The following is a 23,924-nucleotide window of genomic DNA, read 5'->3' on the forward strand; positions in this document are numbered from 1 at the left end:
GAGCCCCGCTCCGGCGGGTGTACGTCGGTCCGGGACAGTGCCGCCGACGGTGCCGCCGACGCGTCGCCGCGTGACGAACGCTGTACGAGCCGCAGGAGGGAGCGGGCTGCCCCCGGTCCGCGCTCCGGCCGCCGGTCGGGCTTGATCCTGGCTCCGGATTCGGCTCCTGCTTCGGCACCGGCTCCGGCTCCGGCTCCGGATTCGGCTCTTTTTCCGGTTCCGGCACCGGTCCGGGCGTCTGCCACGGGCCCGGCTCCCGCTCCGGTGCTCGCGGCGCGGCGGGGGTCGCTGCCGGGCATGCGGCCGGGGACACGGGCGGACGTTCGGCCCGAGGGCGTGCCGCTGTTCCGGAAGGTGCCGGACGCCGGGCTCCCGGACACGAGGCGTTGGACGGTGCCGCCGGGCGCCGAGCCGTCGGGCGCCGAGCCGTCGGATGCCGGCCCACCGGTGGTCGCCCCCGGGCCGGCGGCACGGGGCCGACGGGGTGGGGTGGGTTCGGCGGGGCGGGTGGGTGCGTGAGGAACTGCTTGCCGGGATGTGGTGTCCGGCTGTGCCCGGTGTTCCCCGGTGGGAGAGTTCCCGCGCCCCGGCGAAGGCGACGGGGCTTCGGACCCGGGCTGCCGTACGTCACGACGCCAGGTGGCTGCCACGACGGGCCGGGCCGGGCCGCCCGCCGTCGTCCTCGCCGAGAATCCCTCGGCGGAGCCGGTGCTCACGTCCAGGGCCCTGCCCGAGAGGAGGCCCCGAGACCGCTGAACGACGGCTGCCGATCCCCCGGCAACGACAGCGGGCCCGGCAGTCCGGCCCTTCTGCCGATCCGGGGCGATCCTCCGGATACGTACCGGCGCAACGGGACCGGAAGGAGACGGTGACGTGGGCGCGGACGGGCCGGCGAGGGGGGTGTTCGGACGCGCCGGGTCCGCCACGCGCCGGACGGCCGCAGGTTCCGGTGCGGACCCGCCGGGCCGCGCGGGCCCGGCGGACGAGCGAACCGGCATCTCGGCGGGCGCGTTCAGGGGTGTCGGGCCCGGCTCGGCGGCTGCCGGGGACAAGGCCGAGGGCGAGGTCTGGAGTGGGACCGTCCCGGGCTCTCCCGCTGCTGCCCTGTCCTGCCGAGGGCCCGCACCTCCCGGCTGCGCCCGACGCCGATCACCGAGCAGCGGTGCGTCGTTCTGGAGCCTGGCGGTCGGCGGAAGCGAGGTGAGCGGGGCACCGATCCCGCCGCGGGCACGGGCCGGTGAGCCGGAGGCGTCGCGCTGCGACGGCTGCGGAGCCCGCGGGCTCGACAACTGACCATCGGCCGAGGGTGACTGACGATCCGTCGGATGTGATGCTTCCGGTGAGGGTGTGGTCGCCGCAGGGGTTGCCGCGTCCGATGCCTGGCGTTGCAGTACGGGCATGCCCGCCGCGTCCGGCCCTTCCGGGGCGGACGGCACGACCCCGCCCGGCGCCGCCCGGCCGGGGGACACGGCCCCGCTGGGCAACTCCCGCAGTGGCTTGCCGAGGGCGGGGCGCACCGGTGCGGCGGGACGGTCGGCAGTGTGGTCCGTCGACAGAGCGGCGCTCAGCGGAGCAGCGGGAGTCACACCGCCGGAACCGCCCTGCTGCTCAGCGATGCTGGAGGCAGAGGTGGCGGTGGTTGCGGCAGCCTGAGGAGTGGCCGGTGCGGAAGCCGTGGGCGGCAGTACCCCGGCTATCCGGCGCAGCGTCATCGCCGGACGCCGGGCAATGATCAGCGGCGGGGCGGTCCGCCGAGGGCGTACGGCGGCGGGCCGGGCCCGCTGGGGCGAATCCGGCGCCGGTGCGCCGGCCCCGGCCTGCTGCGACGCCGATGCGGTGACCGGACCCCGGGCCGCGCCCGGGCCGCTCGCCCGCGCCGTGCTCCTCGCCGTGGCCTCCCCTCCCATGGCCTCCACGGCAGTGGCATCGTCCGCACGTTGCTGCCGTCCGGGCGCTCCGTTCCCGGAGGAATGCGGAGACTTCGTACCGCTCGACCTCTGGACGGTCGCGGGGGCCGACGACCTCCCGCGCGCCCCGCCACCACCGCTGCCGTTGGCCCCGCCCGCCGGGGCGGGTGCCGGGCCCGCAGCGGCTTCCGCTTCCCCGTCCGCCCCGGTCCGGGCGGCACGCAGCAGCAGTGGCCCACCCGGGGCCGTGGACCGTGCGCCGCCCGGACGGGCGACGCCGTGGATCAGGCCCACCGGTGCGGACGGCAGTACGGCATGGCCGAGTTCGCCCGCGAACGCGAGGTTCTGCCAAGAGGCGAGGCCGGCCCGGAACCGCAGGCCGTCGCTCACCCCGATCGAGGACCGGGCGACGGTCACCGCCGGCGGCGCGACCTGCCGCCAGCCACCGTCCCAGCCGGAGTCGCCCCGGCCGTCGTCCCGCTGATCGGCCCCGGTGTCGCTCCGGCCGGTCTCCGGTTCCGGAGTGACGGCGGGAGCGACCCCGGTGTCGGTCCCGGTGTCGGTCCCCGTCCCGTCCCGGGAGGGCGTTGGGGGCTGCTGCCCGCCCCCTCGGCGGAACCAGTTCCCGAGACCCACACGATCACCCGCCTTCGTTGACGCGGGTGTTGATCCGCGCTATCTCCCGTACCCACTCCTGACGCTCGGCGTGGGTGAGGTCGAGAATGTCCTCTCGTGGCCAATGGAAGTGGTAGGCGACGTACGCGATCTCCTCCCGCAACCGGGGAAGCGCGTACGTCACGATTCCCCCAGGCGCCCACCCGAGAGGTCCACCTCGAACGATCCGTGGCACAGCGGACAGGTCACCGCTGCGTGCGTGTGGCCCTCGCTGTTGATCCGGCGGTAGAAGTCCTGGAGGAACGCCACGTCCGTGGCGTACATCCGCTCGACGACCCCGGCGTGCACATCGGTGATGGTGCCGAGCTGGGTGATCACCTGGCTCAGCAGCACCACCGACAGGTACGCCGGGTTCTCCTTCACCCGCAGGTCGATCTGCGGGCGCAGCTCGTCCCGTGCCGTCGCGAGCCGCATCGAGCCGTGCCGATGGACCTGGCCCTCGTCGTCGACGTATCCGCGCGGGAGCTCGAACTCGAACTCCGTACGCAGGTCCTGCTGGTCCCGGTCACGCTCCCGGGGCCGTGCCGCAGCCGGTGCGGGAGCCTCCTCGCCCCCGGCGGGCGGGGTGGACGCGAGGCTGTCGAGGACTTCGTCGAGCCCACCCGACGTAACGGTCCTGCGCCTCATTCGACCACGATCTCCTCGAAGGTGATGGTCACCGACTCGGTCGCGGCACTGGACTCGCCGGCCTTCAGCGAGGGGCCCTCCCACTTGCTGGCCCAGCCCTGCATCAGCTGGATGCGCCGGACCGTCTCACCCTTCGAGTCCTTGATCTCGATGGTCAGGTTCTGGCGCGCGGTGTCCACCGCACCGTTGTTGAGCGTCTCCTTGATCCATTTGGTGAACTCGCTGCTCTTGTCGAGCCCGCGCGTGATCGTCACCTCGCCCGCCTGGCGTGCGCCGGGCTGCTTGCGGATGATCTGCTTGCCCTCGGCGGTCACTTGACGGACCTCGACGACTTCCTCCTCGACGGTCAATCCGCTGATCTCTTGGATCGACTCGACGAGATAGCCGCCCAGCTGGACGCCGAAGACGTGGGTGGAAAGAGCGTCGCCCTCTGCCATGACTCTGTGTCACCTGTTCTGTTCGCGGACCCTGTCGGGTCACTCGTTGACGAGGCTCGTGCTGTCGGAGAACTGCGCGAGGCGGAATATCACGAACTCCGCGGGCTTCACCGGAGCCACGCCGATCTCACACACGACCTGGCCGAGGTCGATCGACTCCTGCGGATTGTTGTCGCGGTCGCACTTGACGTAGAACGCCTCCTCGGCCGTGCGGCCGAAGAGAGCGCCGCGGCGCCACTCCTCGGTGAGGAAGGCGGTGACGTTGCGCCGGATGCTCGACCAGAGGCGGTCGTCGTTCGGCTCGAACACCACCCACTGGGTGCCCAGGAGGATCGACTCCTCCAGGTAGTTGAAGAGGCGGCGTACGTTGAGGTAGCGCCAGGCCGGGTCGGACGAGAGGGTGCGCGCGCCCCAGATCCGGATGCCACGGCCGGGGAAGGCGCGCACGCAGTTGACGCCGATCGGGTTGAGCAGGTCCTGCTCGCCCTTGCTGAGGCGGATCTCCAGGTCCAGTGCGCCGCGGATGACCTCGTTGGCGGGGGCCTTGTGCACACCGCGCTCACCGTCGCTGCGCGCCCAGACGCCGGCGACGTGACCGCTCGGCGGCACCAGGGAGTTGTGGCCGGTCGCCGGGTCGAAGACCTTGACCCACGGGTAGTACACGGTGGCGTAGCGCGAGTCGTAACCGGCGTCGTCGTTGCGCCAGGCACGGACGCGCTGGGCGTTCATGCCCGGCGGGGTGTCCAGAATGGCGACCCGGTCGCCCATCTGCTCGCAGTGCGAGATGACGGCCAACTGGACGGCCTTGACGCCGTCGGCGTCGATGTCTCCGCGCTGGTAGGCGCTCATCAGGTCCGGGACGGCCACCATGGTGATCTCGTCGATCGCTTCGAGGCCGGCGAACCCGGTACGGGCGGCGGCGTCGCCGACGTACTCGGACGGGTCGAGCCGTGCGACACCGGCTCCGGGGGCCGCGGCGGGCGCCAGCGAGAGGCTCTGGTTCTCGGGGCGGGTCTGGGGCGAGCCGGCCTGCTCGGTGACATGGATGAGCTTGGACTGGCGGGCCTGGGTGACGAGATAGCCCTTGACGTTCTTGCGGCTGGAGGCGTCGTAGGTCTCCACCACCTTGCCGGCCTGCCGCACCAGCAGCCGGAACCGGTCCTCCGGGGGGTTCTCGCCCTCGGCGTCGGTGATCTCGACGGTGAGGTCGGCGCTCGTGCCGGGCCTTGCGGAGACCTGGAATCCGCCGAGGGCGGCGGGCGCGGCCGACTCGGACACGGACTTCTGCCCCGAGTCCTGCGCGGGGCCGCCGATGCGCACGATGTACGCGGCGCCGCCGCCGTTGGCGAAGTAGCCGTAGACCGCGGGGGCCAGATAGGTGTCGGCGGTGAAGGTGCCGAAGGTCTGGACGTACTGGTCCCAGTTGGTCACCAGTGTCGGCTGGTGGAAGGGGCCGGACTCCGCGAAACCGACGAAGGCTGCGACCGCGGTGCCGACTCCCTCGATGGGCCGCGCACCGGACTGCACCTCCTCCACGTAAACACCCGGGGTGAGGTACGACGGCATGCTCGCTCCTTCGCGTGGTCATTCGTTCGTCGCCGAGTCTTCCTCGGCGGCTGTGGCGGACAGTAGGTCTCAAGGTCCTGGGCACGGGGCAAGGGTGCTGCCTTCCCAGGTACCCCGCAGGGCAGGAAGTGCTTCCCTTTGCGGGCCGGCCCCGGCTTCGGCCGCCGTCACTTTTCCCGCCTCAACCACGTGACGGAAAGGTGAACTCTGGTTTAACAAAAGGTGTTCACCGGAACACCGTCAGAGGGCTCGGCGGAAATATGGGGCCCTGCCGTCGGTGCCACATCGGCGGAAATCAGCCAGAATTCGCTGCCCTCGGCCCTCTCACGGGGCTCCGACGACCGGAACCGGTCCTTGACCACCCCACCCCACATGATGTGAGCAGGAGAAAGAAACTGCCACGGACCGGCAAGCCGGGTTTCCATCGGTCCGGTTTTCTGCTGTTCTCATCCCCCGTGAAGGAAGCAGGAGGCCGGACGCATTGTTCCTACGGTGCGAGATCGCTCAGCACACCGCTGACATTGAGCACCTGGTGGCATTCGGAGGCCTGAGTTCCGGTCGCCGGGGTGCCAGGTTTGTTGCAGGTCACGGAGGCGGTGACGGTGTCGTTCTCCTGAATCTGGATGGGGGTGACCCAGTGATAGTCCTGGTTGCGGAAGGTCTCCAGGGCGATGGTGGTGATCTTCCGTTCCCCGAAGGAGATCGTCAGCACGCCTTCGTCACCCTGGAAGTTCGCCACCACGATGTCCGTGATTCCGAATACCTTCCCCTCCGGAACCCGGTACGTCCCCTTCTTCTTGGCCCCGGACCCGGTCTGCACATCGATCGTCGCCGAGCTCTGCTGGGTGCCGCCGGTCCCGCCGCCCGTTCCCGAGTCGGAGCCGCCCGAACCGCCCCCGGACGTACCGGGCTTGCCCTTCCCGTCACCCTTGTCCTGCCCCTGGCCGCCGGTCGGGTCGCCCGTGCCGCCGTCCGCCGCGCCCTGTTGCCCGTCGGGCTTCTTCTCCTGCGCGGCCTCGTTCGCCGCCTGCTTCGCGGTGCTCCGCACCGCGGGCCGGACCAGCGCGAACCAGGCGAGCAGCAGCGCCAGCAGCGCGGCCAGGACGATCAGCAACCACCTTGGCAGTACCGGACGTTGGGCGAACTCACCGGGCAGCGTCTCGGACCGGCCGGACCGCTCGCCGTCGGTGTCCCCCGCGGTGCTCTCGGCGGCCTCGACCTCGAACGGCCAGGTCACCGGCTGCCCGAACCAGATCAGCTTCCGGGCCCGCACCCGCAGGCCCACTTCGGCGGACTCGCCCGGTTCCAGGCGCCGTTGGCCCTGGGTGAAGGCCAGGCGGAGTTCCTCCCCGGCCTGCTTCCCGGAGAGCGCGACATCGACCGGGGTGTTGCCCCTGTTCTGCACCGCGGCCCGGAAGCGGGCGCCCAGCCAGCCGGAGCGCCGGCCCGGGTCCAGCTCCGCCCGGAGCTCATGGAAGGGCCCGACGATCACCGTGGCCTCGGGGACCGCCACCGATTCGGGGTGCTCCGCGGGCAGTACGCGGACACCCAGGGGTATCTCGCCGGCCCGGACCTCGTGGGATCTGGGCGGCGCGAGCCGTACGGTCACCACTTCGGAGGTACCCGGGTAGAGGGACACGCGGGCCGGCTCGACGGTGCTCCAGGCTGCGCAGTCGCCGACCACTTCGAGCGTGTACGCCTCGACGATGTCACCGTCGTTGCGCACGGTCAGGGTCGTCGTCGCTTCGGTGCCGGGCGACACCGTCACCGTGGGCGTTTCGAGTTCGGCAGATGTGGTCACGATGCGACGGTAGGCCCACCCTGCCGCCGCGCAGCAGAGACGCGAGGGCAACGAACGGGCAGGGGTGGTGCCCCGACGGCCCATGGGCACGCTGTCCCGGCGAGCCCTCCCCGGGCCCGGTCACCCTGCCGAGGACCGACGCGGTCGAGATCGGAAACCGGCGTATCGGACGGAAGTACCTGAGGAAGACAGGCACGCAGAAGAATGACGACGACAGCAGCAGAGACGAACAACCGAGGAGTGGATCGCGGCCAGTTCCGCAGGTCCGCCGCCTCGGCGTACGCCGCAGGGGGCAGTACCCCCGAGGCTCCCCGGGGCAGAGTCACCGTGGCGGTGTACGCGGAGGACCTGATACTGCAGACCGGTGTGGTCCAGCAATTACGCCCACGGCCGGAGATAGAGCTGATACCCGAGTCCGAGGCGGACCGGGCCCAGGTCTCCCTGGTGGTGGTGGACATGGTGAACGAACCCACCGTCCAGCTCCTGCAACGCCTCCAGCGCAACACCTCGACCCGCACCGGACTCGTCGTCGGGTTCTTCGAATCGGGCGCGCTCCAGACCATGATCGAGTGCGGAGTCGCCGCCGTGCTGAGACGCGGCGAGGCCGATCAGGACAGCCTCGTCCACCTGGTGACGGCGATGGCGAACGGCGAAGGAGTGCTGCCGGGCGACCTGCTCGGAAAGCTCCTCACCCATGTCAGCAGCCTCCAGCGCACGGTCCTCGACCCCCGGGGGCTCTCGCTCTCCACGCTCACGACGCGGGAGGCGGAGATGATCAGGCTGGTGTCTGAGGGCTACGGCACCGCGGAGATCGCGCAGAAGACGTCGTACTCCGAACGCACCGTCAAGAACGTGCTGCACGAGGTGGCGACCCGGCTCGAACTGCGCAACCGGGCCCATGCCGTCGGCTACGCCATGCGACACGGACTCATCTGAGTCCCGCCGCGGGCTCCCGTGCGGACGGCGTGACGACGTCACCGCACGGGGGCGCGCCGGTGTTCACGAAGGAGCGGCCGGGTGGGGCAGAAGGGCGCCGCAAAGGGCAACCGCCCCTTCCCCCGGGCCGGGTACTTGGGACCTGTATTTGCCCCCGTGCGAGCGGGATGCTTGTCGTGGAGAGTCATCGACAGAACTGTGAGGTGGGCCGTGACCGGCACCGCTGGCCCGGCGAGGAAAACCCGGCTGGGCCGACTGACAGGCGCTGTGGTGCTGTTGGCACCGCTGCTGGTGGCGGGTTCCGCGTCCGCCCCGCAGGGTGCGCCGAGACTCGCCGCGGCGGCGGACGAGAGCCCCGCGGATGCCGGACGCATCGCCTACGCCGGTACCGGACACCGCAGCCTCGGCCGGGTCTCCGACCAGGCCACCAGCGCACCGCTGTTCGGCACCGGACCGGCCCACCACGACCAGGATCCCTCCGCACGCGGTGAGGTGGTGGTCTTCACCAGTCTCCGCGACAGCCTGCAACCGCAGGTGTACGTACGCGACGCGGGCGGCGCGGTGCGCAAGCTCACCACCGGCCGGGACGCCGCCCACCCCGAACTCTCCCCGGACGGACGGACCGTGGTGTTCGACTCCGCGGAGCGGGGGCCGGGCGATGTGGTCCAGCGTGAGCTGTGGATCGTCGGGATCGACGGCTCCGGCCTGCGGCGGCTGACGGACACTCCCAACAACGAGACCTCCCCGACGTTCTCCCCGGACGGCTCGCGGATCGCGTACTCCTGCGACTCCGGTCCCGGGCGGAACGGGCTGATATTCGAGATGGCCGTGGCCGGCGGCGCCGCGAGGGTGATCAGTGACGGCCCGGCCGGCGACGCGACCGAACCGGCGTGGAACCCGGTGGACGACGACACCCACCGCGCCCGGGTCGCGTACACCCTCACGACGGACGCGGAGACCGGACCCCGGCTCCGGGTGACCGAGGGAATCGGAACCGACCGTCCGCTGCTGGCCGGTGTCCAGGCCGGCTGGCGCACCCGCTCGGCCGCCTGGCTGCCGAACGGCGACGACCTGCTCTTCCTGAGTCCCGACACGACCTGCGGGTGCAAGGACTACGACCACGTCTACCGGACGATCGCCTTCGACGGGAAGGAGCCGGGCCTGACGCTCGGCGAGGACCGTGAGGTCGAATCGCCGACCTGGACCGGGTCCATGGACACCGGGACCGTCGTCGTGGCACGACGGACCCACCGCGAGGAGCACGAGGTGACGCTCCAGGACGTCCGGCAGGACGGTTCGGACCCCCGGGACCTCGGACTCACCATCCTGAAGGAGGACCCGGAGGCCGACTCGAACACCGATCCCGCCAAGGATCCGCTGTTCAACCCGAGGGACGTCTACGACCCGTGGACCGAGCGGCAGAACTACACACCGGACGGCCGGCGCATCGTCGTGACCCGCTTCGAGGGCAAGGAGAAGGAGCGCGTCGAACAGATCTGGCTGGCCGACGCGGACGGTACCGACGAGGCGGCGATGCCGCTCGCCGGACGCGGTCCGCGCGACTGGGACACCGACCCCACGTTCTCGCCGGACGGCACCAAGCTGGCGTTCACCAGGACCTCGCCCGGTGGGGTCGGCGAGGCCGCGGGGCCGAGCAGCATTCTCATCGCGGATGTCGCCACGGGAGCGATCCTGGGCAGGATCGTGCCCCCGGAAGGGCAGTTGACCGGCGGGGACGCACAGCCGACCTGGTCGTCGGACGGCACCACACTCGCCTTCACCCGCAACCACGTGATCCGGGGCCTCGGCGGCATCAAGCACGTCTGGACGGTCCCGGTGGCGGCGCTCGACCAGCAGCGCGACCTCAGCGCCACCGTCTGCCCCGGTGAGTGCAAGAAGATCGACGACAGCCCGGCCTTCTCCCCCGACGGCAGCACGATCGCCTTCAACCGCAAGGACGGCGGCGGCCAGGTCAACGAGCGCACCGGGATCGTCGTCACCTCGCTGGACGGTGGCGACTGCCGGGTCGTGCTGCCGTCCAGCCGGCGGGACAACCCCGACGCGTGCCGTCAGGAAATCCCCGACACCTCGCTGACCGGGCCCTTCCAGCCCCGCGACGTGGCCTGGTCGCCGGACGCGACACGGCTGGTGTTCAGCTCGCGCAGGGCGCTCGCGCCGAACTCCCCGGAGCAGCTGTCCATGCTCGATCTCGCCTCCGGCAGCCTGACGCCGTTCGGCGAGCGGCTCGGCGGGCGGCAGAAGGAGCCCAGCTTCCAGCAGTCGGTCGACCTGACCCTGACCGCGCCGCCCACCGGCCCCTCCGTGGAGGTCGGTTCCTCGGTCACGGTGCCGGTCACCGTCACCAACCGGGGGCCCGCCGCAGCGCCCGGCACCGTACTGACCGTCGACGCCCCGCCCGGTGTGCGCCTGGAGGAGCTCACCACCCCGGCCGGTACCTGTGCCGCCGGGTCGCCGCAGTGCGATCTGGGGGTGCTCCGGCCCGGGGACAGTGTGGAGGTCACCGCCCGGCTGACCGGTGTGACGAGCGGGGACCAGCGGATCGGCTGGTCGGTCACCGGAGCCGTGGTCGACCCGAACCCCACGGACAACGCCACCGGGACGGTCGTCCCGGTCCAGGACGTGACCCCGACGCCCACACCGACACCGACGCCCACACCGCCCCGGCCGCCGGCCCCGGAACCGCCCGCGCCCGAGGCGGGGCCCGGCGTCACGGTGCGGGCGCAGCCCAGCCCCGGCTATGTCGGCGGCCGGGTGGTCGTGACGTACACCGTGCGCAACGGCCGCAACGCGCTCGCCACCGGCCTGCGGCTGAAGCTCGGGCTGCCCGCGCGGATCCCGGCGGGTCCGCTTCCCCCTGGGTGCACGGACGGTGTGTGCACACTGCCCGATCTGACACCGGGCGCGTCCACGGTCGTCCGGGTGGTGCTCAAGCCGGATCAGGCGCTGCGGACGACCATCACCGGAACGCTGACCACGACCGGCACCGACGCCGACACCCGCGACAACGTCGCCAGGAAGCCGCTGCGCATCCTCCAGCCGCGGATCATCGCGGTGCCCGCCGTCGGCAAACCGGGGTTCGTCACCTCCGTGCGCGGCAAGGACTTCCCGCCCGGTGCGCCCGTGAAGCTCACCTGGAAGCCGGGGATCACGGCGACCGCGCCGCCCGCCTTCCCGCGCCGGAACGGAACGTTCATCGCGCAGTTGCTGATCCTGGCGAAGGACCAGACGGGGCCGCGCACGATCACCGCCTCGGGTCCGGGATTCGGCCCCGTCACCACGCCCTTCCTGGTGGTGGCCGGAACCATCGTCCCGCCGGACGAGGTGGGGCGCCGATGATCCACGAAGTCGACGAGGGGCTGCGGCTGTTGCTGGTCGACGGCGGACTCCAGGAGAGCGGGGTGGACCTGGTCTTCGACGCGCCGACGAAGGACTGGTCCGCCCGGCGCAACGCCCCCACGATCAGTGTGTTCCTGCACCGCATCCGTGAGGACGCGGGCCGCCGCCGCACCGGGGCGGCCGAGGAGCACGACGACGAGGGAGTGGTGATCGGCTGGCGCACCCCGCCGCGCTGGTACGAGCTGACGTATCTGGTGACCGCGTGGACCAATCGCCCGCAGGACGAACACCGGCTGCTCTCCGAGGCGTTGCGCTGTCTCGTACGGTCGGACGTGCTGCCCGCCCATATGCACACCGGCAGTCTCGCCGAGCTGGGGCTGACCGTGGAGATCGAGGCGGCGGGTCCGGGTACCGACGGGCCGTCCGCCTCGGACGTCTGGTCGGCGCTCGGCGGTGAGCTCAAGGCCGCGATCGACCTGCGGGTATGGGCGCCGCTGGCCGGTGAGCGGACCGCCGCGGGACCGCCGGTCACCGAGGGGCTGGTGGTCAGGAGCGCGCCCGGCCCGGACGGCGACAGTACGGAGCCGGGGCGCCGGCTGCGCTACGACGGGGCGTCCGACCCCGGCGGGCAGGGCTTCGCGGCGCAGCGGCAACGGCAGTTGCCGCCCGGCCGGCGCAGGCGTGGGGGCGCGGCCCGGTGACCACGACACAGGGCGCCCGTGCCGTCCCCGGCACGGCCGACGCCCCGACCGCGGTCATCGAGGACCTGTGGGAACGGCTGGTCCACGTCGAGCAGCGGGTCAGGAACGCCGTGGCCGTCAGGCGGGCCAACGACCCGCAGCCGGACGATCCGTACCGGGGGCAGTACCTCACGCCCGAGGCGGCCGGGCGGATCGTGGAGGCCCGCGACGCGTTCGCGCCCGTACCGGCGTACGCCTCCGGGCCCTCGCCGCAGTCCCCGCCGGGGAGCCGCATCCGCCGGCTGGCCGAGAGCTTCGGCCTGGTGCCGCTGGATGTCGATCTCCTGCTGGTCGCGCTGGCCCCGGACATCGACAGCCGGTTCGAGCAGCTGTACGGCTACCTCAACGACGACCTCACCCGGCGCAGGCCCACCATCGGGCTGGCGCTGGAACTCTGCGGGCTGCCCGCAGCGAGCTCCGGCCGCTTCCGGTTCTCGCCGTCCGCCCCGCTGGTCGCGGGCGGGCTGCTGGAGGTCCGCGATGCCGAACGCCCGCTGCTGTCCCGGGTGTTGCGGGTGCCGGACCGGATCAGCGCGTATCTGCTCGGCGACGACGAGATCGACGGGAGGCTGCGCGGCCTGGTCCGCGCGGCCGTGTCCGAGGGGCGGCCGGAGGCGGGCCCGGAGGCCGGGCCGGAGGTGCTGCGGGTCGCGGCGGCGCTGGGCACGGGCAGCGGTCTGGTGCATCTGCTCGACCGGGGCGGTGACCCCGGCAGGCTGGCGGTCGAGGCGCTGCTCGCCGCGGGGCGCCGGCCGCTGGTGGTGGACATCGCGGAGCTGGCCGCCCTTCCCGAACCGGCCGATGCCGTGAGGACGTTGGCGGCCGAGGTCCGGCTGAGCAACGGCGGGGTCGTCCTCGGTCCGCTCGAAGCGCTCGCCCCCGAACGCCCCGAGCGGGCCCGGCTGCTCGGGGGCCTCTGTGCGGCGGTCAGTGGCGCCCCGCTGGTCGCGTACGGGAAGAAGAACTGGGATCCCCTGTGGGCCGGGGAGAGTCCGGTGCCGGTGCACGTCCTCTCCCCCGGCCCGACGGGCCTGGCGCGGCAGTGGCGGCAGGCGCTCGCGGACGCCGGCGCGTCCGTCGGTCTGCCCGCCGCGAACAGGTCGGCCGACGAGGAAGTCATCGAGGCCACCGCCTCGTACCGGCTCGACTCCGACCAGGTACGCAAGGCCGCCGCGGTCGCCTCCCGGCTGGCCGTCCTGGAGGACCGTCCGGTGGACGTAAGGGACCTGCGCACGGCGGTCCGGGCACAGAACGGCGCCGGGCTCGAACGCCTCGCCCGTCGCATCGAGCCCGCGGTCGGCTGGGACGACCTCGTGCTGCCCGCCGCGACCCACCGCGAGCTGTCCGAACTCGCCCTGCGCGCCCGCCACCGCGAGCAGGTGCTCGGTCAGTGGCGGATGCGGCCGGGCGGCGGCCGGGGGCGCGGCATCATCGCGCTGTTCGCGGGCGAGTCCGGCACCGGCAAGACCATGTCCGCCGAGGTGGTGGCGTCGGAGCTCGGCATGGAGCTCTATGTCGTGGATCTGTCGACGGTGGTGGACAAGTACGTCGGTGAGACCGAGAAGAACCTGGAACGGATCTTCGTCGAGGCGTCCGATGTCAACGGCATCCTGCTGTTCGACGAGGCGGACGCCATCTTCGGGAAGCGTTCGCAGGTCAAGGACGCGCACGACCGGCACGCCAATGTGGAGTCGGCCTATCTGCTCCAGCGGATGGAGTCCTTCGACGGGATCGCGGTGCTCACCACCAATCTGCGCGGCAATCTCGACGAGGCGTTCACCCGGCGCCTCGATGTGATCGCGGAGTTCCCCATGCCGGACGCCCGGCAGCGGCTGGCCCTGTGGGACCGCTGCCTCGGGACGGCGATCCCCCGCGAGGCCGGGCTCGACCTGGAATTCTGCGCGGGCCGTTTCGAGCTGGCGGGCGGCTCGATCCGCGCCTGTGCGGTGACCGCCGCCTATCTGGCAGCGGAATCGGGAAGTCCGCTCGGTATGGAGCAGATCGTCTCGGCCGTGATCCAGGAGTACCGCAAGCTCGGCCGGCTGGTCCGGGAGAGCGAGTTCGGTACGTGGCTGGACGGCGGGCGGGGAGCCGGCGGCAAATAACCGGTCCCCGGTCCCCGGGCGCCCGCCGCGTCCGGGGCGGGCCGCTCAGCCGAGGATCAGCTCGGGGTCGTACAGCTCCAGCCATGCGGCGAGGTCCAGGGTACGTTCCAGGCCGCGGCGGGACGCCGAGGTGACCTGGGGCCCGTGGTGGTCGGCCGCCCGGCGGAGCCGGTCGCGGTCGACGAGCTCGAACACCCGGTGGTCCGGACGGGCGAGCAGTTCACGGGCGTACCCCTGCAGGGCCATGGCGTACTTGGGGTCCTGGGTCGACGGGTAGGGGCTCTTGGTCCGGTCGTACACGGACCTCGGCAGCACATCGGCGGTGGCCTCGCGCAGCAGGCTCTTCTCCCTGCCGTCGAAGGACTTGAACGCCCAGGGCGCGTTGTAGACGTACTCGACGAGCCGGTGGTCGCAGAACGGCACCCGGACCTCCAGACCGACCGCCATGCTCGCCCGGTCCTTGCGGTCGAGCAGGACGCGTACGAACCGGGTCAGGTGGAGGTGGCAGATCCTGCGCATGCGGTACTCGAAGTCGCTCTCGCCGGGGAGCCGTTCGATGCCGGCGACGGCGGTCTCGTAACTGTCGCGAATGTAACCCTCCAGGTCGAGGGCCCGGCCGAGGTCCTCCCGGAGCACGTCCGAGTCCTCGCCGAAGTCCTCGGGCATCCGGACCAGCCAGGGGAAGGTGTCGGCGGTGCGGGCCCGCTCGTCGAAGAACTGGAGGTAGCCGCCGAAGACCTCGTCGGCGGACTCGCCGGACAGTGCGACGGTCGAGTGCTCGCGGATCGCCCGGAAGAGCAGATAGAGCGAGGCGTCCATGTCCCCGAGGCCCATGGGGAGGTCCCGGGCACGGATCATCCGGGCCCGTACCTCCGGGTCGGCGAGGGTGTCGGGGTCGAGCACGATGTCCCGGTGCAGGGTGCCCGACCGCTGGGCCACGTCGTGCACGAACGGGGTGTCGGGGGTGGTGCGCAGCTCATCGGCGATGAAGTGCTCGGTGCGTCCCACGAAGTCGACGGCGAAGGTGCGGACCTTCTCGCCGCTCTCGGCGAGCTGCCGGGCGGAGAGCGCCGTGACGGCCGAGGAGTCGAGTCCGCCGGAGAGCAGGATGCAGCGGGGTACGTCGGCGACCAGCTGGCGGCGGACGATATCGTCGAGCAGTGACCGTACGGTGGCGATCGTGGTGTCCCGGTCGTCGGTGTGCGGCCGGGTCTCCAGCCGCCAGTAGACGCGCCGGCGCAGGCCGCCGCGGTCCACGGTGACGACCGTGCCGGGCTCCACCTCGTGCATGCCGTCCCATACGGCGTGGCCCGGGGTCTTGACCATGGTGAAGAGTTCCCGCAGCCCGTCGAGGGTCACCCGGGGCCGGGCCAGCGGGTTGGCGAGGATGGCCTTGGGCTCCGAGCCGAAGAGCACACCGTCGGGCGTCGGCCAGTAGTAGAAGGGCTTGACGCCCATCCGGTCACGGATCATGACGAGCCGGCCGTGACGGCCGTCCCAGAGCGCGAAGGCGTACATGCCGTTGAGCCGCTCGGCGAGGGCCTCGCCCCACTCCAGGTAGCCGCGCAGCACGACCTCGGTGTCCGAGTCGGTGGTGAACCGGTGCCCGCGGGCGGTCAGTTCACCGCGCAGCTCGGTGAAGTTGTATGCCTCACCCGAGTAGACGAGGGCGACCGGCCCCTCGGGGGTGTCGACGGTCATGGGCTGGCGCCCGCCGGGCAGGTCGATGATCGCGAGCCGCCGGTGCCCGAGCGAGGCGTTCCGTTCGGTCCAGGTCCCCCGGTCGTCGGGGCCCCGGCAGGCCATGGTCTCCGTCATCGCGTCCAGCGTCGCGGCCGCCTCCGCCGTCCGTAGATCATGGTCGAAGGAGACCCAGCCGGTGATGCCACACATATGCGTCCTCCCGATCCGGTCCCGCCCGGCAGAACCAGTTGTATCTAGCAGCTATATGACGAGCGTCTGCCTGGGATTGCGTACGGTCAACACGGTCGTTACCTGCACGGCGGCGCTCCCCCCTCACTTTCGGCCGCGGTTTTCCGGTTCCTGAACGGAGCGCCGGGCTCCGGAACCCGTGCGGGGAGCGGCTTGTGGGCCCTGCGGGGATACCGAATTCGGCCATCGGCAAAGACTTGCCCAACCCGGTGGGCCGGTGGGGTGGACCGGGCCGGTCGGCAGATGCCCCGATACGGCAGCCGGCGCGGAGCGCCGGTTGACCCTGACGCAGGGGCAACCTCCCAGCATGGTCGGCATGACGACGAGAACCAGTGCGATCGAGGTCATGGGGCTGTGCAAGTCGTACGGCGACCAGGAGGTGGTCACCGGACTCGACCTGACCGTCCCCGAAGGCACCGTCTACGCCCTGCTGGGGCCCAACGGGGCCGGCAAGACCACCACGGTACGCATCCTCTCCACCCTGCTTCCCGCGGACGCCGGTGAGGTTCGGATCGCCGGGTACGACGTACACCGCGAGGCCGACCGGGTGCGCGCGTCGATCGGAGTGACCGGACAGTTCTCCGCCGTGGACGGTTTGCTGACCGGACGGGAGAACCTACGGCTGATGGCCGACCTCGGCCACCTCGCCCGCCACCGCGCGAAGACCGTGGCCGAGCGGCTGCTGGAGCGGTTCGACCTGGCCGATGCCGCCGGCCGGCGGGCGGCGACGTACTCCGGCGGCATGAAGCGACGGCTGGACCTGGCGATGACGCTGGTGGCCGGGCCGCGGCTGATCTTCCTCGACGAGCCGACCACCGGCCTCGACCCGCGCAGCCGCCGTGACCTGTGGGAGATCGTGCGGGAGCTGGTGGCCGACGGTGTCACCGTCTTCCTCACCACCCAGTACCTGGAGGAGGCCGATCGGCTCGCCGACCGGATCGGTGTGCTCGACGGTGGCCGGCTGGTGGCCGAGGGCACCGCGGCCGAGCTGAAGCGGCTGGTTCCCGGCGGTCGCATCGAGCTCCAGGTCGCCGACGGCGGGCGGGTGGCCGAGCTGGCGCGCCGGCTGCCCGGAGCGAGCCCCGACGCCGCGGCCCTGACCGTGACCCTGCCGCACGACGGCAGCCTCACCGCGCTGCGACGGCTGCTGGACGGGATCGACGACGGCGCGGTCACCGGACTCGCCGTGCGCACCCCGGACCTGGATGACGTGTTCCTGGCTCTCACCGGCCACCCCACCACGGACGAGTCTCCCGAGGAGGTGCCGGTATGAGCACCGCGACGTATGTCCTCCGCGACTCGATGACCATGCTGCGTCGCAACTTGAAGCACATGGCGCGCTATCCGTCGCAGACACTGATGCTGATCGGCCTGCCACTGCTGTTCCTGCTGCTGTTCGTCTACGTCTTCGGCGGCACCATGGGCGCCGGTCTGCCGGGAGCACCGGAGGGAGGCCGTGGCGACTATCTGGCTTTCATCACCCCCGGAATCCTGACGATGACGGTGGCAAGCGTGTCCATCGGCACCGCGGTCTCGGTCGCCACCGACATGACCGACGGGATCATCGACCGGTTCCGGACCATGGCCATCGCCAAGGTCTCGGTACTCACCGGCCATGTGCTCGGCGCGATGATCCAGACCGCACTGGCACTCGCGACGGTCTTCGGCGTGGCGTTCCTGCTCGGTCTGGAGACGGCGGCCTCGGCGGCGCAGTGGTCGGGCCTGGCCGGTCTGCTCGCACTGCTGTCGTTGGCGATGACCTGGTTCACCGTGGCACTGGGGCTGGCCGCCCCGAACCCGGAGACCGCGAGCAACTGGCCGATGATCTTCATACTGCTGCCGTTCGTGGGCAGCGGGTTCGTGCCGGCCGAGTCGATGCCGACCGGGCTGCGGTGGTTCGCCCGGCACCAGCCGTTCACGCCGGTCATGGACGCCGCCGGGGGGCTGCTGGGCGGATCGCCGGATGGTTCGGACACACTGTGGGCCGTCGGCTGGTGTGTGGTCATCGGGCTGATCGGCTACCTCTGGTCCCGACGCCTCTACCGGACCCGTGCCGCGAACTAGGAGACTGGTCCCATGCTGACCATCGGCGAGCTGGCGTCGTACGCCGGAGTGACGGTGCGCGCGGTGCGGCACTATCACGCCAAGGGCCTGTTGCCGGAGCCGGAGCGGGACCACTCCGGCTATCGGCAGTACGGCGCCGGTGCCGTGGTCGAACTGATCAGGATCCGGACCCTCGCCGGGGCGGGGGTTCCGCTGGCGCGCGTGCGGGAGTTACTGCAGGCCGACGAGGCGGAGTTCGCCGCGGCGGTCGCGGACATCGACGAGCGGCTGCGGGCGGAGATCCGGGAGCGGCAGCGGCACCGTGAGCGGATCGCCCGCCTCACCTCCGGCGACAGCCTGGCGCTGCCGCCGGAGGTGGTCGAGTTCCTGGACCGGCTGCGGGCGCTCGGGGTGGACGAGCGGATCGTCGAGGTCGAACGCGACGGCTGGATCCCGCTGGCCGCGCGCTCGCCCGGGCGAATCCCGGAGTGGGTGGCCCGCAAACGGCGGCAGATCGCCGAGCCGCAGCTCATCGATTTCTATCTCACCCTGGGACGGGCGCTCGACCGGACCGACGATGACCCGCGGTTGGTCGAGCTGGCCGACAAGCTGGCCGACTACATCACGCGGATGGCCGACGAGCAGGGCGAGGACTACGTCGACGACGCCGACATCGAGCCGTTGTTCGCCAAGCTGATGGATGCGCTGGCATTCGACACCGCGCCGCCGGCCCGTCGGCTGATCGAGCTGCTGAAGGAGCGGGGCTGGACCGGCTGGACCAAGCTTGAGCGCGTGGATCCGGCACGGGCTGTGAACGGCACCGCGGCGCGGCGTTCCCGTGACCGGCGGAACGACGGGGTGTCGAACGGGCTCCGCCCTCCCCGGGGGACTGCCGCCCCTGGGGCGTGTCCGCCGGCCCATGTTGACAGGGCCTAGAGCTTCCCGCCCACCATCTCGGCCGTGATGGCCCACCGCTCGTGGTCGCGCCAGGCTCCGTCGATGAAGAGGAAGTCCGGCGAGCGCCCTTCGAGACGGAAGCCGGCCCGGCGGACGAGGGCGAGCGAACCCTCGTTGCCGGGCTGGATGTTGGCTTCTAGGCGGTGGAGGCCGAGCGGGCCGAAGGCGTGCCGCAGGACCAGTTCCAGGCCCTCGGCCATCAGACCGCGGCCCGCCGCGTGGGCGAAGGCGCCGTAGCCGAGGGCGCCGCAGCGGAACGCGCCGATGACGATGTTGTTGATGTTGATGAACCCCGCGATCCCGCCTGCGGGCCCGCCGCCGTCGCCGCGCTCGCAGACCAGGAAGCCCGCCTTCGTGGGGTTGTCGATCAGCTGTCCCGCGTAGGCGGCGTACGCGCGGGTGTCGGTGGGCGGGAAGAGCCAGGAACTGTGCAGCTCCCGGCTCTCCCGGGCCCGGGTGGTGAACTCCTCGGCATCGGCCGGGGTGTAGGCGCGGATCGCCACCCGGCGTCCCTCGGCCAGATTGTGGTTCTCGGACATCCGGCGAGCCTAACGGCTGGAATCCTCCCGGGGCAGCGGCACCCGGACCACCGCGACCTCGCCGGTCGACGGGTCGCCGTGGTTGTGGAGGACGGCGGTGCCGTCCGGCGTGAACACCGGGTGCGGGTGCCTCGGGTGCCGGTCGGCCGCCGTCCGGGCCAGGAGGGTCCGGGCGCCGGTGGCGATGTCGACGAGCACCACGTCGGAGACCTGCCCGGCGTTCTGCCAGCCCCGGCCCGGGGCGTCCAGTGGCCCGGAGGTGTCGACGACGGCCCGGCGTCCGTCACGGCTGATGTCGCAGTGCCAGTCGCGTTCGCCCGCGCTGACCAGGCGGGCCGGGCGGCCGTCCGGGTGGAGTGCGTACAGGCCGCGCGGGCCCGCCTCGCCCTCACCGTACGCGCACACCAGGGCGCCCAGGTCGTGGAACATCCAGCGTTCGTGGCCCACGGCGAGCGTTCCTCCTTCCGCCGCCTGGTCGAAGACGCAGCGGCCCTCCGGGGCCCGTGCAGGGTGCCGGGCCCAGACGCGGTCCGGGATCCGCCGGGAGGGGCCCTCGTGGGCGAACGTCAGCCACGACTCGTCGTACGGGCTGTGGGCGGGGTGGTTGGCGAACCAGTCCTTGGTGAACAGCTCGTCGGCCCTCCCGGTGGACACGGAGATCTCCAGGCAGGTCACCGGCGCGTCCCGGTCCTCGGGCTGTTCCATCACCACCACCCGGTCGCCCGCCGCCGTGAGGGAGCAAAGGTTCTGCAGGGTGTGCCCGGGGGCGGCCGCGTACAGCCGCTCGGGGGCCGCCCGGGAGTCCAGGTCGAGAACGTGGACGGCATCGTCGCGGACCCAGGCGACGCGTTCGGCGGCCAGGGCCGCATCGGGCCAGAGCAGCTGCTCCGGCCCCGTGGTGCTGGGCTCTGCCTCGTACAGGTTCCGTGCGGCCGGATCCCCGTCGCGCCAGCGGACGCTGGTGAGTCCGAGGGCCCCGGTGGTCGGGGAGTACCTGGTCAGTACGAGTCGTTCGCCGTCGGCGTGGAATCCGTTGGTGTGCGGGTAGGGCAGGTGGGCACCGCTGAGGAGGACCGTCATCGCACCAGCCTCACGGACCGGAACCGCGCGGGGTTCTTGGGCGCGGAGCCCACGCCGGCGCCCCATTGGAGGTAGCCGTCCCGGGCGTCGGTGGCGGTGCTCGCGTCGGCGTCGTTGACGAGGAAGGACAGTCCGAACGTCCCGGTGGGCGCCCGGTCGAAGCCGAGCGAGGTCCAGGGCACCGCCAGCCGATAGGTGGTGGTCCCGGCCGTCCCGTCGCGCACGACGGAGACGTCCGCACCCGGTGTCGGACCCGCCTGCTGCCCCGGCGGCGGGGTCCAGGTGTACGCGACGGGTCCGCCCGGCAGCAGCGCCGCGCCGACCTCGACCCGGTTGCCGTCGGTCGTGCCGGGGAAGCCCGAATAGAGGTCGTACTGAAGGGAGTCGACCTGCCAGGCCGCCGAGGGGTCCGTCCGGTCGGCGTTGTGGACGTCGTCCTTGATGACCGCGTCCAGGATCAGGTTCTTGTCGGTGTGGGTGTAGCGGATCGTCCCGGAGAGATCGTCGGGTCCGCTCCTGGTGCCGCCCCGCAGACTCACCCACTCCCCCTGGGAGTCGAGGTCGACCGGGGCGAGGGTGGTGTCGGCCGCCGGCTCGACGGGGCTGAAGCTGAGCGAGCCCGACTCGGTGGCGTCGCCGGTCGTGACGGAGTAGGCGTAGGAGGTGAACTGCGCTGCCCCCAAGGGCAGTTCGACCGTCCGCTCGAAGGACTTCCCTGCGGGGACGGGATCCGGTTCCGCGATCGTGCCCGTCCAGGGACCGACCCTCCAGCCGACCGGCGCGGGCGCCAGCGCCCGTTCCGGGTCGTTGTTGGTGAGCCGTACGGTGAGTCCCGCGCCATTCCTGCGGATGTCGGGCCGACCGGTCACGGTGTACGGCTCAACCACCTTCGTGGTGGTGCGCAGCCGGGCCTGCCGGCCGACGGACGCGTCGACATCACGCACGCCGGTCTGCCCGGTGGCCGGGACGGTGAGCGTGAGCGAGGTCTTCGTGCCCGGCCTGGTGGTCAGTGTGCCGCGCACACCGTCGACGGTGACCGGCAGCCGGCGGGGCAGTGCGCCCGCCCGGGTGCGGTCCGCAGTGAGCGTCACCTTCAGGGCGGCGCCGGTGACCGACCGGGCGGCCGTGCTCAGCGAGAGCGGCGAGCCGGTGACCGCCACACCGGTGACCGGTCCTTCGAGGAAGACGGGGCTGCCGTCGAGTCCGAGCGTGATGCGCCCGGCCGTCGGGGTGAGCGTGCTGCGCCTGCCGAACTGGTCGGTGAGCGCAAGGGGCCGGTCGGTGCGGACCGAGACCGTCCTGGGCGAAGTGGCCCACAGCGAACGGGTGGTGGTGCCGTACGGGTAGACGTGGACGGCCGGATCACCCGCGTCCTGCCGGGCGCCGAGCCGTTTGCCCGCGGTCTGCCGGATGAGGACCGCGTTGGAGACGGCGGAGGGCTTCGGGGCCAGCCCCTGGACGCCGCCCCCGGCGCGGCGGAACTGGCCGAAGCGGTGCTCGCGTTCGCCGGGGTTGTCGCCGTCGTCGAGAACGTCGTACCAGAAGAACTTGTCGGCACCGGCCGCGCGGGCCAGCGTCTGGGCACGGATCAGGTAGTCGGCCTGCTGGGCCTCGGTCCAGCCCGCGGTGTGTGTGGGCCAGCCGTTCTCGGTGACCCAGACCGGCATCTTCTTGCGCGCCTCGACCTTCTTCACCAGCTGGGTGAACTCCCCCAGGGCCTTGATCTCCTCCGGAGGCGTGCTGGGGCTGTCGCCGGTGCTGCTGTAGTAGTTGACGCTGAAGGTGTCGAGTTGGTCCAGGCCGCCACGGGCGATGAAGTCGTCGTGCCAGTCGAGTTGGGTGCCGGCCGAGGTGGGGCCCACCAGGTTGGCGTCCGGCATGGCCTGTTTCACCGCCTTGACCATGTCGTAGTAGCACTTGGCGGTGATGCCGCAGGCGCCGTCGTTGAAGCCGGTCGAGTTGTACTCGTTGTAGACGGAGAAGTCATTGGTGTACGGGGCGTAGGCGGCGGCCGCCGCCGCGCCGAACCTGGCGAAGGCGGCCAGGCCCTCCGGTGTGCTGGGTGTCCTGCCGCCGTCGTAGAGCGGGTTGCGGTATCCGAGGATCGGCATGGTCCTGATGCCGCGCTTCGCCGCGTTCTTCAGTCCCGCGTCGAGGGGGTAGGAGCCGAAGTCGTAGACGCCCTTCTGCTTCTCCATCGCCCAGTTGACGTCGGACCTGACCTCGCTCCAGCCGACGGTGGCGGCGGAGTCGATCAGTGCGTCCTCCCATCCGGGCTGCCAGCCGTAGTGCATGGCCACGGCGTAGTACGGGTCCTTGGCGGGCAGCGGGGCGACCACGCCGAACGAGGTCGTCCGCGTCACCGGGGCGCCGGAGTCGGCGGTGGCGGTGAGCGTGTAGTAGCCGGGGCCGAGATCCTTGATGTCCAGGGCGGCCCGTCCGTCGATGACCTGCGCCGTGCCGGACTTCAGCGGTACCCCGTTCGGATCTCCGACGGACCAGGCGATCCGGCCGGCCGCGGAGGCGAAGGTGATCGGGCCCTGGTCCGCGCCCTGGGTGAACAGCAGGCGGCGCGAGGTGATGTCGAGCAGCGGGGCATCGGTGAATTCGACGGATATCCGGCTGAAGCAGACCGGCGGCATGTTCTCGGCCGTCGCCTGCACATCGAGCCGGAAGTCGGCACCGTTGGCCCGGTCCGCGAACCGGATGTCACCCAGCTCGAACTGGTGGCTCCGCCAGGTTCCGGTGCCCTTCAGTGCCACACCGGTCGCCCCGGTGAAGGCGTTGGACCGCGAGTCGTACTGGAGGTTCATTCCGACCGCGCCCGAGTCGAAGTAGTCGACCGTGACCACGGCCCGCTTTGCCCCGGCGGGGATGGCACCGGCCGCCACATCGACGTACAGGTACCGGTTGTACGGGTCGCCGGACATCGTCCAGCAGCTCCGTCCGGCCTTTTCGCGCACCGCGTGGGCGGGGTCCTTGTCCCGGTCGCCGGGCCAGGCCCGTTCGATGCCCTCGTACGTGGGCTGCGCGCCGAGCACCGCGGTGGCCCGGGCGGCCAGGGCGTGGGCCGGTGCGGCGACAGGTGCCTGGATCAGGGTTGCGGCCAGGGTCGCGACGGCGAACGCCGTGAGTGTGCGGCGCAGCCGGGTGAGCGGTTTTCTCGGTGGTGCTCCGGACATGTGTGTTCCCTCTCCTGGAGCCAACTGGGGTGCCGTGCCG

At 71.8% G+C, this 23,924-nt stretch carries 16 protein-coding genes; 7 read left to right on the plus strand and 9 right to left on the minus strand.

Annotated elements, in window-relative coordinates; genetic code table 11:
- Positions 1 to 2,547: 2,547 nt before the first annotated feature.
- The 5 genes from ACFVH0_RS03235 to ACFVH0_RS03255 form a co-directional block, all read right to left on the minus strand.
- The gene (locus tag ACFVH0_RS03235; RefSeq protein ID WP_164495324.1) at positions 2,548 to 2,706 is read right to left on the minus strand and encodes a DUF6760 family protein; all 159 of its coding nucleotides are present in this window, start codon (positions 2,704 to 2,706) and stop codon (positions 2,548 to 2,550) included.
- Entirely contained in the window at positions 2,703 to 3,209 is a 507-nt protein-coding gene (locus ACFVH0_RS03240; RefSeq protein WP_385817737.1) for a hypothetical protein, read from the minus strand. Before ACFVH0_RS03240 ends, ACFVH0_RS03235 begins: the two co-directional genes overlap by 4 nt.
- Positions 3,206 to 3,646, minus strand: coding sequence for a phage tail protein (locus ACFVH0_RS03245; protein WP_072486912.1), 441 nt, complete (start codon positions 3,644 to 3,646; stop codon positions 3,206 to 3,208). Before ACFVH0_RS03245 ends, ACFVH0_RS03240 begins: the two co-directional genes overlap by 4 nt.
- A 39-nt stretch (positions 3,647 to 3,685) precedes the next feature.
- Positions 3,686 to 5,212, minus strand: a complete 1,527-nt coding sequence (locus ACFVH0_RS03250; protein ID WP_385817738.1) for a phage tail sheath family protein — start codon at positions 5,210 to 5,212, stop codon at positions 3,686 to 3,688.
- 487 nt (positions 5,213 to 5,699) lie between these two features.
- Entirely contained in the window at positions 5,700 to 7,013 is a 1,314-nt protein-coding gene (locus tag ACFVH0_RS03255) for a hydrolytic protein (protein ID WP_385817739.1), read from the minus strand.
- A gap of 204 nt (positions 7,014 to 7,217) precedes the next feature.
- On the opposite strand from ACFVH0_RS03255, the gene ACFVH0_RS03260 reads away from it, so the two are divergent.
- From ACFVH0_RS03260 to ACFVH0_RS03275, 4 genes are all read left to right on the plus strand, one after another.
- A complete protein-coding gene (locus tag ACFVH0_RS03260) occupies positions 7,218 to 7,949 on the plus strand; it encodes a response regulator transcription factor (RefSeq protein ID WP_385817740.1) in 732 nt (243 codons plus the stop codon).
- Positions 7,950 to 8,159: 210 nt separating this feature from the next.
- Complete coding sequence (locus ACFVH0_RS03265) at positions 8,160 to 11,306, plus strand: hypothetical protein (RefSeq protein ID WP_385817741.1); 3,147 nt, start codon at positions 8,160 to 8,162, stop codon at positions 11,304 to 11,306.
- Positions 11,303 to 12,007: a DUF4255 domain-containing protein gene (locus ACFVH0_RS03270; protein WP_385817742.1), complete on the plus strand. Its 705-nt coding sequence runs from the start codon at positions 11,303 to 11,305 to the stop codon at positions 12,005 to 12,007. The genes ACFVH0_RS03265 and ACFVH0_RS03270 overlap by 4 nt, the downstream gene beginning before the upstream one ends.
- Complete coding sequence (locus tag ACFVH0_RS03275) at positions 12,004 to 14,151, plus strand: ATP-binding protein (protein ID WP_385817743.1); 2,148 nt, start codon at positions 12,004 to 12,006, stop codon at positions 14,149 to 14,151. The genes ACFVH0_RS03270 and ACFVH0_RS03275 overlap by 4 nt, the downstream gene beginning before the upstream one ends.
- A 45-nt stretch (positions 14,152 to 14,196) precedes the next feature.
- Here the strand turns inward: ACFVH0_RS03275 and asnB are convergent, their stop codons facing one another.
- On the minus strand, positions 14,197 to 16,044 hold the full coding sequence (gene asnB, locus ACFVH0_RS03280) for an asparagine synthase (glutamine-hydrolyzing) (RefSeq protein WP_385817744.1): 1,848 nt from the start codon (positions 16,042 to 16,044) through the stop codon (positions 14,197 to 14,199).
- A 355-nt stretch (positions 16,045 to 16,399) separates the two neighbouring features.
- Between asnB and ACFVH0_RS03285 the strand changes: the two genes are divergently transcribed.
- From ACFVH0_RS03285 to ACFVH0_RS03295, 3 genes are read left to right on the plus strand one after another with little or no spacing between them, the layout of a single operon-like run.
- A complete protein-coding gene (locus tag ACFVH0_RS03285; protein ID WP_385817745.1) occupies positions 16,400 to 17,356 on the plus strand; it encodes an ATP-binding cassette domain-containing protein in 957 nt (318 codons plus the stop codon).
- Positions 17,353 to 18,147 (plus strand): ABC transporter permease, encoded by a 795-nt coding sequence (locus ACFVH0_RS03290; protein ID WP_385817746.1) that lies wholly within the window; start codon positions 17,353 to 17,355, stop codon positions 18,145 to 18,147. The genes ACFVH0_RS03285 and ACFVH0_RS03290 overlap by 4 nt, the downstream gene beginning before the upstream one ends.
- Before the next feature lie 12 nt (positions 18,148 to 18,159).
- Complete coding sequence (locus tag ACFVH0_RS03295; RefSeq protein ID WP_385817747.1) at positions 18,160 to 19,062, plus strand: MerR family transcriptional regulator; 903 nt, start codon at positions 18,160 to 18,162, stop codon at positions 19,060 to 19,062.
- Here the strand turns inward: ACFVH0_RS03295 and ACFVH0_RS03300 are convergent.
- Genes ACFVH0_RS03300 through ACFVH0_RS03310 form a run of 3 tightly spaced genes read right to left on the minus strand, consistent with a single transcriptional unit; the run spans position 19,059 to position 23,884 of the window.
- The gene (locus ACFVH0_RS03300; protein WP_385817748.1) at positions 19,059 to 19,622 is read right to left on the minus strand and encodes a GNAT family N-acetyltransferase; all 564 of its coding nucleotides are present in this window, start codon (positions 19,620 to 19,622) and stop codon (positions 19,059 to 19,061) included. The genes ACFVH0_RS03295 and ACFVH0_RS03300 overlap by 4 nt on opposite strands.
- Before the next feature lie 9 nt (positions 19,623 to 19,631).
- Positions 19,632 to 20,702: an oligogalacturonate lyase family protein gene (locus ACFVH0_RS03305; protein WP_385817749.1), complete on the minus strand. Its 1,071-nt coding sequence runs from the start codon at positions 20,700 to 20,702 to the stop codon at positions 19,632 to 19,634.
- Positions 20,699 to 23,884 (minus strand): hypothetical protein, encoded by a 3,186-nt coding sequence (locus tag ACFVH0_RS03310; RefSeq protein ID WP_385817750.1) that lies wholly within the window; start codon positions 23,882 to 23,884, stop codon positions 20,699 to 20,701. Before ACFVH0_RS03310 ends, ACFVH0_RS03305 begins: the two co-directional genes overlap by 4 nt.
- Between the last annotated feature and the right edge of the window lie 40 nt (positions 23,885 to 23,924).

Source organism: Streptomyces sp. NPDC127117, assembly GCF_042677325.1.
Classification (GTDB): Bacteria; Actinomycetota; Actinomycetes; order Streptomycetales; family Streptomycetaceae; genus Streptomyces.